The sequence below is a fragment of the uncultured Rossellomorea sp. genome (assembly GCF_947488365.1).
Classification (GTDB): domain Bacteria; phylum Bacillota; class Bacilli; order Bacillales; family Bacillaceae_B; genus Rossellomorea.
Map to the genome: position 1 here is coordinate 41762 of NZ_CANKZT010000001.1, position 12522 is coordinate 54283.

Genomic DNA, 12522 nt, shown 5'->3' on the forward strand with positions numbered 1-12522 from the left:
AATGATTTATGACATGTACATAAACTAAAGAGTGCGGTGTGATTTCGATTATAAAATCCATCGCATTTTTGGTTTCTGATAAGATTTGATGATTCTAAATAACTATTTCTTGATTGGAAATGGTGGAAAATTCTTTTGAGCGAAAATAAACATAGTCCTATCTCCCTTATTTTTATTAAAATAGGAATAAATTCCTTTTTATTCAAAAAATTGTTGTAATTAGGCGAATTAATAATTATAATATTAAGAAAATTCAATAAATATTTCCTAGGAAAGGGGGGACACTATATGAATTTATATATATCGGTGGATATGGAAGGGATTACAGGCTTAGTTGATCATACTCATGTAGATTCAAGCAAGCATAATTATGAGCGCGGGAGAATCATTATGACGGATGAGGCGAATACGGTAGTATCTGCTGCCTTTGAGGCAGGCTGCGCCGAAGTACTGGTTAATGATAGCCATTCACAAATGAACAATCTGTTAATTGAAAAGCTGCACCCTGAAACAAAGTTGATATCCGGCGGTGTGAAACCATATTCAATGGTTCAAGGACTGGATTCTACGTATGATGGGGCTTTTTTTGTGGGTTATCATGCGCGGGCGTCCATGAAAGGGGTGATGTCTCATTCGATGATCTTTGGAGTTCGCAATATGTATATTAATGATATTGCTGTGGGAGAACTGGGCTTTAATGCCTATGTTGCAGGGTTTCATGGGGTCCCGGTGTTAATGGTTGCCGGAGATGATCAGGCAGCACTTGAGGCAGAAGCATTGATACCTAATGTTACGACCGCCGTTGTAAAGGAAACGATTTCCCGTTCTGTGGCGAAAAGCCTTACTCCCATGAAATCGTCTCAACTATTAAAAAAGAAAACCGAAGAAGCTATACATAATAAAAAAAATGTAAAACCTCTCACTCCTCCTGAACATCCAACTTTGCGCATTGAATTTGCGAACTATGGACAAGCGGAGTGGGCAAGCCTCATGCCAGGGACAGAACTAGAAGCAGGCACAACGACTGTACGATTTGAGGCGAAAGATATTCTGGAAGCCTATAGAGCCATGCTTGTAATGACTGAACTGGCGATGCGAACAACATTCTGTTAGAAAGTGTGAGATCAATGGGTACATATTTGTTAAAAAGGCTACTGGCCATGGTAATTACGTTATGGCTGATTGTGACATTAACATTTTTCTTAATGCATGCCATACCAGGGTCACCGTTTAATGAAGAGCGAAATACAAGTGAGATAGTCCAGCAGAATTTAGAAGCTCATTATCATTTGAATGAACCGTTAATGGTCCAATATCTTCTCTATTTAAAGTCTCTTGTTTCTTTAGACTTTGGTCCATCTATTACACAGCCATCTCAAACCGTGAATGATTTGTTGGGCAGGGGATTTCCGATTTCCTTTGAATTAGGGATGATTACTCTCATAATCGCTGTGGTTTCCGGGGTCATTCTGGGGATATTGGCTGCCCTTAGACATAACGGAATGATCGATTATATGGCTATGACGTTTGCCGTACTTGGGATTTCCATTCCAAACTTTGTGATGGCCACGTTGCTTATTCAACAAGTGGCTGTAAACTGGGGAATACTTCCAGTAGCAACGTGGACGAGCTGGCGTCACATGGTTCTTCCGACCTTGGCATTAGCAACAGGGCCAATGGCGATCATTGCCCGTCTGACTCGTTCAAGCATGCTGGAAGTGTTAACCCAGGATTATATTCGAACAGCCCGTGCCAAAGGGTTGTCACCAATCAAGATTGTGTTTAGGCATGCATTGAGAAATGCCTTACTGCCGGTTGTAACCGTACTGGGTACTCTGGCAGCAGGAATATTAACTGGTACATTCGTGATTGAACAAATATTTGCGATTCCGGGAATGGGAAAGTATTTCGTGGAGAGCATTAATCAGCGTGATTATCCTGTCATTATGGGGACCACTGTATTTTATAGTGCATTTCTCATACTCATGCTGTTTTTAGTAGATTTAGCTTATGGGTTCCTTGATCCCCGTATTAAGTTACATAAGAAGGAGGCGAAATAATGGGAGTTCCAAATCACCAAGAGCCAAACGTGACTCCAGACGTGCTGGATGAGTGGTTTACACCGAAGAAGAGAAATAAAGATGATGCGGAAGCGGTGGTCAGACCTAGTCTTTCCTATTGGCAGGATGCGTGGAAGCGTCTTGTGAAAAATAAGCTGGCAATGCTTGGCTTTGTTTTTTTAATAGGATTAATTGTGATGGCCGTCATTGGCCCCATTATTTCACCCCATGACGTAACGAAGCAAACACTTTCGAACCAAAACCTGCCGCCTTCCGGTGATCACTGGTTTGGTACTGACGATATGGGAAGAGATGTATTTACCCGTACGTGGTACGGTGCACGCATATCGTTGTTTGTAGGCTTTATGGCAGCACTCATTGATTTTGTTATCGGGATTGTATATGGGGGCATAGCAGGTTACAAGGGTGGTAAAACCGATAACGTTATGATGCGTATTGTAGAAATTCTATATGGATTACCTTACCTTTTAGTTGTGATTTTATTAATGGTTGTGATGGGGCCTGGCCTGCTCACTATTATCGTTGCATTAACCGTAACGGGCTGGATTGGTATGGCCCGGATTGTAAGGGGCCAGGTGCTCCAAATCAAAAACTATGAATTTATTCTTGCTTCTAAAACGTTTGGAACAAAGACGGCACGGATCATTCGTAAGAATCTACTGCCTAATACGATGGGACCTATTATCGTTCAGATGACACTGACTGTACCGAGTGCTATTTTTGCGGAAGCATTCCTAAGCTTCCTGGGATTGGGAATTCAAGCTCCGTATGCCAGTTGGGGAGTCATGGCTAATGACGGTTTATCTACGATTCTATCAGGCTATTGGTGGCGTTTATTCTTCCCGGCTTTATTTATTTCACTAACTATGTTTTCATTCAACGTTTTAGGTGACGGTCTACAAGATGCGCTTGATCCGAAGCTAAGGAGGTAATCATCATGAATCAAGTATTATCCGTACAAGATCTCCATGTACATTTCTCGACATATGGGGGAGAAGTCAAAGCGGTTCGGGGAGTGAGCTTTGATTTACATAAGGGGGAAACGCTTGCCATTGTCGGCGAATCCGGATGCGGAAAGAGTGTAACGTCTCAAAGCATTATGCGATTGATTCCTAACCCTCCAGGAAAGGTGACGAACGGAAAGATTCTATTCAAAGGAACAGACCTTTTGAACCTGACTGAGCCACAAATGAGAAAAATACGGGGCGCTGACATTTCCATGATCTTCCAGGACCCCATGACGGCTCTGAACCCGACCCTTACAATCGGGGAGCAAATTATAGAAGGAATCCTGCAGCATAACGATGTTTCCAAGAAACAGGCCAAACAAAGAGCGATTGAGATGCTGACACTAGTTAGTATTCCAAACCCGGAAGAACGATTAAAGCAATATCCCCATCAATTTAGTGGTGGGATGAGGCAGCGAATCGTTATTGCCATGTCACTCGTATGCGAACCAGACGTGTTAATAGCCGATGAGCCAACCACCTCTCTCGATGTTACCATTCAGGCGCAGATTTTGGAATTATTCAAAGAAATCCAGCAGAAAACAGGAGTCTCGATTATTTTGATTACCCATGACTTGGGTGTAGTAGCTCAAGTTGCTGATCGGATCGCCGTTATGTATGCCGGGAAAATTGTTGAGGAAGGAAGCAGAAGAGAGATTTTCTATCACCCTCAGCATCCGTATACACAAGGGTTGCTGAAATCAGTTCCAAGGCTTGACCTTGATGGGGAAGATCTGATTCCGATACCCGGTTCACCTCCTGATTTATTTTCACCGCCAACTGGATGTCCTTTCGTTCCAAGGTGTGAAAAAGCGATGGAAGTGTGCGACCGTGTGTATCCCATGAAAACGCAGCTATCAAACAGTCACCATGTCGACTGCTGGCTTCAGGATAAACGAGCCAAAAAAGCGATGCTTTCATCGATTAGCTTAACCATCAGCTAGGCTAATTGTTTGATAGATAAATAAAATAAGAGGGGGAAGATCATGAAAAAGTTATTATCAATTTTTTTAGTGGGAATGCTCTTGTTTGTATTGGCAGCTTGTACAGCAACGAAGGATGCAGGCAGTGAGTCAAGCAATGGAGACAGCAAGAAAGAAAAGGCAGGAAAGGTGCTAAACCTTAACAATGGTGCTGAACCAACATCCTTTGATCCGCCAATAGGGTTTGATTCCTATTCATGGACAGCATTAAACAACTTGATGGAAGGGATGACGCGCTTAAACGCTAATCATGAACCCGAAGCGGCAATGGCAGAAAAATGGGACGTGTCTGAAGACGGAAAGGTATATACATTCCACATTCGTGATAATGCTAAATGGTCAAACGGGGATGATGTAACAGCTGGAGACTTCGTTTTTGCATGGAAACGTCTGTTGAATCCGGAAACGGGATCACCGGCTGCCTTCTTGGGTTATTTCATTGAAGGTGGAGAAGCCTTCAATACAGGTACAGGTTCAGCAGATGAAGTGAAGGTAGTAGCGAAGGACGAGAAAACATTTGAGGTCACTCTAACTAGTCCACAAGCGTATTTCTTAAGCGTCATTGCGAATCCAGCGTTCTTCCCAATCAATGAGAAGGTTGCTACTGAAAATCCTGAGTGGTTTGCAGAAGCTGATACATTCGTTGCAAATGGCCCTTTTAAATTAACTGAATGGGAGCATGACAGCCACTTTGTTATGGAGAAGAACGATCAATATTGGGATAAAGATTCAGTGAAATTGGATAAAGTACACTGGGCAATGGTGAACGATACAAACACTGATTATCAATTATTCAAAACGGGTGAGCTGGATACTGCAGACGTACCGGCTGATTTAAGTAAACAGTTATTCGAAGAAGGGAAAGTGAATGTAGAGGATCAAGCAGGAACCTACTTCTACCGTTTCAATTTAGAAAAAGAACCTTTCCAAAATCAAAATATCCGTAAAGCATTCTCTATGGCGGTAGATCAACAGCAGATGGTCGACTTTGTAACAAAGAATAAGGAAAAAGCAGCTTACGGCTTCGTATCAAAAGGGTTCAAAGATCCTTCTGGAAAAGACTTCCGGGAAGCAAATGGAGATTTAGTGAAAACAGATATCGAAGAAGCGAAAGCAATTCTGAAAAAAGGAATGGAAGAAGAAGGATACGATAAGCTTCCTGAAGTAACCTTAACGTACAGCACTAGTGATACACATCAGAAAATCGCTGAAGCCCTTCAACAAATGTTCAAGGAAAACTTGGAGGTTGACGTGAAATTAGCCAATATGGAATGGAACGTATTCCAGGATGAGCAAAAAGCATTGAAGTTCCAATTATCACGAAGCTCATTCCTGGCAGATTACGCAGACCCGATCAACTTCCTGGAGAACTTCCAAACTGGCCACTCTATGAACCGAACAGGCTGGAGTAACGAAAAGTTTGACAGCTTAATAAAAGAAGCCATGAATGAAGCGGATGAAGCGAAGCGCTTCGAATTAATGTATGAAGCAGAGAAAATCCTAATGGATGAAATGCCGATCATTCCAATTCACTTCTACAACCACGTGTACTTACAAAATGAAGATGTATCCGGTATCGTTCGTCATCCAGTTGGATACATGGAATTAAAATGGGCAGACAAGAAATAAGTGCTTGAACTACTAGTGAGTGGAGAAGACGCAAGGCTATTTGAAGCCTTGCGTTTGCTCCCTCTTTTTCTACGAAAGGGGTAATGTATGGTGATAAAAGCTTCAAAACTCAAAGTAGGAGATACAATAGGAGTCATTGCTCCTGCAAGCCCTCCGAAACCTGAACCATTAAAAAAAGCCTTATCATTTCTTGAAGAATTAGGTTTGAAAATAAAACTGGGGAAATCTGTCCATAAGAAATATGGGTACCTGGCAGGTTATGATCAAGAGCGGATAGAAGATATACATATGATGTTCAAAGACAGTGACGTTAAAGCTGTCATTTGTGCATGTGGCGGTTTCGGTACAGGACGGATCGCATCCCGATTGGATTACAACTTGATAGGGAAAAACCCCAAGATCTTTTGGGGATATAGTGATATCACTTTTTTACATACAGCTATTCATCAACAAACTGGAATCGTGACATTTCATGGGCCCATGTTAAGTTCTGATATTGGCCTTTCGGATGTTCATAACTTAACGAAGAAGTCTTTTGAACAGTTGTTTCATGCGAAAGACATCGAGTATACAAACAAGCTATCCCCTTTAGAAACAGTTGTAGAAGGCATAGCAAGCGGTCCTGTAATCGGTGGGAACCTTACCTTATTAGTAAGCACATTAGGAACTCCTTTTGAAGTGGATACAAAAGGTAAGATTCTATTTATCGAGGATATTGATGAAGAACCTTATAAAGTGGACAGGATGATGAATCAGCTAAAGATGGCGGGGAAATTCCATGATGCATCTGGTATCATCATCGGGGATTTCAAAAACTGTGTGCCGGAAAAACGCGAACAATCCCTGACTCTCGATGAGGTGCTCAAAGAACATATTTCAGATGCAGGTAAGCCCGTACTAAAAGGATTTAAGATCGGACATTCCTCTCCAAGTATAGCCATCCCTATTGGGAGCGTAGGAAGAATGAACACGTATGACCAAACATTCATAGTCGAAACGGGTATAAGGGAGGATGAGAATAAATGAAGATAAATCGAGTGGAAACATTCAGAACGGCCGTCCCTTTACATACCCCTTTTAAAACTGCTTTACGAACCGTTGAAGTGGCAGAAGCCATCGTCGTGAAAATAACGTGTGACGACGGGACAGTTGGATGGGGAGAAGCACCCCCGACAGTCGTGATTACAGGGGACAGCTTATCAAGCATTGAATGGGCCATACAACAAGTGATCAAGCCGGCCATCATAGGTAAGAGTCTCTTAAATTATGAACAGCTTTTTCAACAATTACATTCATTACTTGTCCGGAATTCAAGCGCAAAGGCTGCTGTGGATATGGCCTTATATGATTGCCTTTCACAGTACTGCAATCTTCCACTCTATCAATTTCTTGGCGGGTACCGTCAAGAGCTGGAGACCGATTATACTGTGAGCGTTAATAGCCCAAAGGAAATGGGTGAGGATGCTAAAGCATATGTGAAGCAAGGATTTAACGTACTGAAGGTAAAAGTGGGAAAAGATGATATAGAGACAGATATTAAAAGAATTCATGAAATCCGTCAACGAATCGGGTACGATATCAAAATTCGACTGGATGCTAATCAAGGATGGGAATCGAAAGCTGCTGTCAAAGCGATTCGTAAAATGGAAGACCTAGATCTCAATATTGAATTAGTCGAACAGCCTGTACCTGCTCATGACATTGAAGGGCTGAAGAGAGTCACTGATGGAGTGGATACACTGATTATGGCAGATGAGAGTGTTTTTACTCCATATCAAGCATTTGAGGTGTTAAAAACCCGCAGTGCAGACCTGATCAATATCAAACTCATGAAAGCCGGGGGCATTTATCACGCTCAGAAAATTAACGATCTCGCGGAGGTTTGTGGTGTCGAATGTATGGTAGGGAGCATGATTGAAACACGCCTCGGGATTACGGCCGCAGCTCATTTTGCAGCAAGCAAGAAAAACGTGACCCGATTTGATTTCGACGCCCCTCTTATGTTGGCAAAAGATATTGTCACGGGTGGCATTGAATATAACGGTCGGATGATCACGTTGCCCACCCAACCCGGATTAGGGATAGAGAGAGTACTAGTTTAAATGAATACCAGGGGGAATTAATATGACGACAAAAGCACTAATAGCAGTACCCGTATCAACCGTATGGACATCTAAGGATTCAGCCCGTGATTTGGATTCACCAGCCATTTCCAATCCTGTTCAAATCAACGAATGGTTAGATTCCTTAACACATGAAACCCGGTTGGCTCTGTGCGATGAAAACCGTATACAATCTCAAGCATTATTCGGCCAAGAAGTATTGGTGATGGAAGAGAGTAACGGTTGGTCCCATGTGATCATTCCAGACCAAGCCTCATCGAAAGACAGTCGAGGATACCCCGGTTGGGTTCCAAGTGTTCAACTTTCACAAGGAGAGCTGCCTCAAACGGATACATATGCCATCGTCAAAAGCAAATTTACGGATTTAATCAATGGAAAGAACGAGATCGAGATGGAACTCAGTTTTCAAACGGTTTTACCCGTTGTGAAAGAGCATGATCACGTTATTGAAGTGGCCACTCCGATAGGCACACGCTTCGTAAAGCAGAAAGATGTATTCATCTCATCCACGAAGCTAAACGATCAAAAGGGGAGCGGCCAAGACATCGTCACTTCAGGAGAAGCCTTTCTTCATCTTCCTTATTTATGGGGAGGGATGACCAGCTATGGGTTTGATTGCTCAGGGTTCAGCTATACCATGTGCAAGGCAAATGGTTATCTGATTCCCCGTGATGCAAATGACCAGGCAAAAGAGGGAAAAGAAGTAAAACTGGATCAATTAGAGCCTGGTGATCTCTTATTTTTTGCATATGAAGAAGGTAAGGGAAGCATTCATCACGTTGGGATCTATCATGGTGACGGACAAATGATCCACTCTCCCAATACTGGGAAAACCATTGAAATTCTTTCACTGAAAGGAACCTACTACGAGAAAGAATTATGTATTGCAAGACGCTACTGGGAGGAAACGGAGGAATCATCATGACGAATCACAAACTATTAGAAGTAAAGGAATTGAAAAAATACTTTCAGCTTGAAAAAGGTAAAACCTTAAAGGCAGTAGACCGTATTTCATTTGATATTTATAAAGGTGAGACATTCGGATTAGTAGGGGAATCGGGTTGTGGGAAGTCGACTACAGGCCGTACAATCATCGGATTGTATGACAGGACAGAAGGAGAAGTCCTGTATGACGGGAAGAACGTTCATACACTCTCTGAAAAGGAAAAGCTATCCTTTTATCGAAACATGCAGATGATTTTTCAGGATCCATACGCTTCTCTTAACCCCCGTTCAACGGTGCGTGAAATTATTGCAGAACCGATGGAGGCACACAATTTATACCGGGATAAAAAAGAACAGATGGAACGTATTTATCAGTTGCTGGAAGATGTCGGACTGAATAGGGATCATGCTAATCGCTATCCACATGAATTCAGTGGCGGACAGCGTCAGCGTATTGGCATAGCTAGAGCTCTGGCCCTTAATCCAGACTTCATTATCGCCGATGAACCGATTTCTGCTCTGGATGTTTCCGTTCAAGCTCAAATCGTAAACCTATTGAAAAAGCTTCAAAAGGAAAAGGGTCTGACATTTTTATTCATTGCTCATGATCTTTCCATGGTAAAGCATATTAGTAACCGTATCGGAGTGATGTATCTGGGACATATGGTTGAATTAACAGAGAGTAATGAGCTTTATAAAAAGCCTCTTCACCCTTATACCCAAGCCTTACTTTCAGCTATCCCCATTCCTGATCCCGATGTAGAGGATGAGCGTGAACGAATGATCATTCAAGGGGAGATCCCCAGTCCGATCAATCCACCAAGTGGTTGTGTATTCAGGACCCGTTGTCCTGTAGCTATGGAAGCGTGCGCCAGCTATAAACCTAAGTGGAAGGAAGTAGAAGAAAAGCACTATGTAGCTTGTCACCTGTATGACAATGAGATCACCAAGGATCATGACGAAGTAGCGGTCACAAAGTAAAGGGTGAATAGTGGATGAATGAGAAATTATTAGAGGAAAGAATTCTGTGCGCTATAGATAAAAATATGGGCAGGGGCAGGGTCAGCGTAGCCATTGACCTGCCATCACACTCCATCCAAATCAATAATGAAACTCCTTATTCTGCTGCAAGCTTAATCAAGGTTCCGATCTTACTTGAAGGCTTTCGGCAGGCAGAGCAAGGTAAAATCGATTTAAATGATACGGTAATGGTCCCTAAAGAGGAGAGAGTGGGAGGGGCAGGAGTGTTGAAAACACTCTCCGAAAATATTTCATTGACGGTAGAAGATCTCCTCACACTTATGATCATTGTGTCGGATAACACCGCGACGAATCTCATTATCGACCGTCTTGGGTCAGATGCAATAAATAGCCTTTGTAACTCTATAGCATTAAAACACACTAAGCTTAGTCGGAAACTGATGGATTTTCAAGCAATGAAACAAGGCTATGACAACGTCACCTCTGCTTCTGATATCATCACTTGCTTACGTATACTGGATCAGGGGCAAATATTCAGTGAGCAAAGCCGGGAAAAAATGCTATATATATTGCATCAGCAGCAACTTGATACTAAGCTCCCGGCAAAAATGGATAAGGATAATGTCTATATAGCAAACAAAACAGGTGAGTTACCAGGTGTTGAACATGATTGTGCCATTGTTCGGTGTGAAGAAAAAACTGCCTACATAGCAGTATTAATTGACGAACTTGGAGAAAACGAATCTGCGCGGGACACAATTGCGGAAATCGGGAAGCTTCTATATGATTATTTAACTAAACCTGATTTGTAAAAAAAGCAATGTCAGGTCAAATACGTTATCCTTTTTAGTTATTAAATGTCATCTCGTTCCATCTCGAAAAAAACATTATCCATAATAAAAGCATCCTAAATCCACAGGATGCTTTTTGTCTTTTGTAAATGTATAAGCGCCGTATGAAGACTGGCGAACGTCGGAATATGCTTAATGACGATACCCAGATTGACCATTGTTTGAGCAATTTCAGGTCTGATGCCTGTTAAGATGGCTTGAATTCCTGCTAATTTGAGTGCCGCTACCACTTTGAAGAGTTGGTCTGCAACCATTGTATCCACAACCGATACCCCTGATAAATCAATAATTAGATAGCTCAGCCCCAATGCCGATCCTTGTGAAAGAGATCTTTCCATTAAATCCTTAGCACGGTCTGAGTTGATATCTCCTATAAGCGGCAAAATGGCAATCGTATCAGTCATCTTCACAATCGGGATCGATAGCTCGGAACTAATTGTTTCAGAAAGGGGGTGAGAATAGGCAGTCGTAAGGCGGTATATGGCTCGATCTACACCAGAATGAAAAACAGAAAGAAGTTCATAAAAGGATTCAATTGACAGCTCGCTCTTAATGGCGTCTGTTTTAATCATTTTCCCGATCTCATCCCGAAAATGGTGAAGATCTTCTATCGCTACCTCAAGGGATAGATCTAACTGCTTAAATAATGTACCAGATGAACATGCCCAGCTCTCAAGTGATCTTTGAGTATCATGAGAACGCAGAGACTGGGCCAAGAGCTCAATCATTTCTCCTCTCCATTTCCGCAAAGATACATTTACAATATTCGGGTAAGAAGTGTCTTCGTTCGTTCTTTCTTGAATCAACTTCGCCTTTTCATCCACTATGTTGTTAATGAATTCAAGATACTTGTTTTCGTCATGAATTGCGTTCATCGACATATAATAACCTCCTACTAATGATCAAACCTGCGAGTTTCACGATTATGTAAATATATTTGGAAAATGATAGAGGAAACGCTGGATATTATGTTATGCTTTTTAATAAGGAGTACATAGGCAATGATACTAAATGAGGACGTATAGATTTCTTATGAAGAGGTCACTTTACGAATAAGAAGATTCACAACATGATGAAGATAAAAGCGTAGGTCATTTTAATACTTTCCTACCATTCTATTATATCGAATAAAACCATTTGGGAATGTTTCTGTTTAGCCACCCTCTAATAGAGTTTAACCATTGCTTTTCTGCCATTAAGGTTCAGAAAGGGGTATTGAGGATTGAATAAAAGAACTTGGCTTATTAAGTTAAGAAAAAGGAAGAAGATGACCCAACAGGAAGTGGCTTCGAAAGCTTTTATTGAAAGATCCTACTATGCTCAAATCGAGAACGGGATCCGTAAACCGAGCAGTGAGGTCACCGTCAAACTGGGAGAAGTGTTGGACTTTCACGCATCCAGCTTTAATCTTGAGGAAAATCCGTTCTCGATTGCCTTAAAGAATGCCCCTGTCGTGCTCGCTCATTGTGATACTCAATTACGCTATACCTGGATCTTCAATACTCCTGATTTAATTCCAGATGAACATATAGGAAAAACAGACGTTGAGCTAAATGATAATGAAGGAAATCGGTCATTAATGAGGTTGAAACAGGAGGTTCTGGACAAGAAGTCTCCCATCAATCGAGTAATCTCGATTTCGTTAACTACAGGAACAGTATCCTATCAGGTGTATGCCCACCCCTTATTAAACGAAGAGGGCACCATTATTGGTGTCGCAACAGCTTCTACGGAAATAAATACCTAGACCCCAACAGATGAGATCAACAAACATTTATAATATTTAGATACGAAAGGCGTCGATTCCATTGAGGATACGCGCTTTTTTATTTGGTGAAAATTCTTGGCTCTCTCTCTTCAGACTGGAATTCTCCAACTTTAACCTATAAGCTAAAGCGCATTCAACATCGGGAGGTTTTCTA

Annotated in this window: 12 protein-coding genes; 11 read left to right on the forward strand and 1 reads right to left on the reverse strand. The window is 41.8% G+C overall.

Translation table 11 applies throughout. The features are described 5' to 3' along the window. The first annotated feature begins 288 nt into the window (after positions 1–288). The 10 genes from Q1B03_RS00250 (at position 289) to Q1B03_RS00295 (ending at position 10561) form a co-directional block, all read left to right on the forward strand. Positions 289–1113, forward strand: coding sequence for a M55 family metallopeptidase (locus tag Q1B03_RS00250; RefSeq protein ID WP_299736915.1), 825 nt, complete (start codon positions 289–291; stop codon positions 1111–1113). Between the two features lie 14 nt (positions 1114–1127). Beyond that, the gene (locus tag Q1B03_RS00255) at positions 1128–2060 is read left to right on the forward strand and encodes an ABC transporter permease (RefSeq protein WP_299736917.1); all 933 of its coding nucleotides are present in this window, start codon (positions 1128–1130) and stop codon (positions 2058–2060) included. Further along, the gene (locus Q1B03_RS00260; protein WP_299736918.1) at positions 2060–3013 is read left to right on the forward strand and encodes an ABC transporter permease; all 954 of its coding nucleotides are present in this window, start codon (positions 2060–2062) and stop codon (positions 3011–3013) included. The genes Q1B03_RS00255 and Q1B03_RS00260 overlap by 1 nt, the downstream gene beginning before the upstream one ends. 5 nt (positions 3014–3018) lie before the next feature. Next, on the forward strand, positions 3019–4032 hold the full coding sequence (locus Q1B03_RS00265; RefSeq protein ID WP_299736920.1) for an ABC transporter ATP-binding protein: 1014 nt from the start codon (positions 3019–3021) through the stop codon (positions 4030–4032). 42 nt (positions 4033–4074) lie between these two features. After that, positions 4075–5700 carry a peptide ABC transporter substrate-binding protein gene (locus Q1B03_RS00270; protein ID WP_299736922.1) on the forward strand — a complete coding sequence of 542 codons (1626 nt, stop codon included), beginning with the start codon at positions 4075–4077 and terminating at the stop codon, positions 5698–5700. Positions 5701–5787: 87 nt separating this feature from the next. Beyond that, on the forward strand, positions 5788–6726 hold the full coding sequence (locus Q1B03_RS00275) for an LD-carboxypeptidase (RefSeq protein ID WP_299736925.1): 939 nt from the start codon (positions 5788–5790) through the stop codon (positions 6724–6726). Further along, positions 6723–7802 carry a mandelate racemase/muconate lactonizing enzyme family protein gene (locus Q1B03_RS00280; RefSeq protein ID WP_299736926.1) on the forward strand — a complete coding sequence of 360 codons (1080 nt, stop codon included), beginning with the start codon at positions 6723–6725 and terminating at the stop codon, positions 7800–7802. Before Q1B03_RS00275 ends, Q1B03_RS00280 begins: the two co-directional genes overlap by 4 nt. A gap of 22 nt (positions 7803–7824) precedes the next feature. Next, positions 7825–8748 (forward strand): C40 family peptidase, encoded by a 924-nt coding sequence (locus Q1B03_RS00285; protein WP_299736928.1) that lies wholly within the window; start codon positions 7825–7827, stop codon positions 8746–8748. Further along, entirely contained in the window at positions 8745–9749 is a 1005-nt protein-coding gene (locus tag Q1B03_RS00290) for an ABC transporter ATP-binding protein (RefSeq protein WP_299736930.1), read from the forward strand. Before Q1B03_RS00285 ends, Q1B03_RS00290 begins: the two co-directional genes overlap by 4 nt. Positions 9750–9763: 14 nt before the next feature. Continuing rightward, entirely contained in the window at positions 9764–10561 is a 798-nt protein-coding gene (locus tag Q1B03_RS00295) for a serine hydrolase (RefSeq protein ID WP_299736932.1), read from the forward strand. A 95-nt stretch (positions 10562–10656) separates the two neighbouring features. On the opposite strand, the gene Q1B03_RS00300 is transcribed toward Q1B03_RS00295, so the two are convergent. Next, positions 10657–11481, reverse strand: a complete 825-nt coding sequence (locus Q1B03_RS00300; RefSeq protein WP_299736934.1) for an STAS domain-containing protein — start codon at positions 11479–11481, stop codon at positions 10657–10659. Positions 11482–11822: 341 nt separating this feature from the next. On the opposite strand from Q1B03_RS00300, the gene Q1B03_RS00305 reads away from it, so the two are divergent. Beyond that, positions 11823–12347 (forward strand): helix-turn-helix domain-containing protein, encoded by a 525-nt coding sequence (locus Q1B03_RS00305; RefSeq protein ID WP_299736936.1) that lies wholly within the window; start codon positions 11823–11825, stop codon positions 12345–12347. Positions 12348–12522 lie beyond the last annotated feature (175 nt).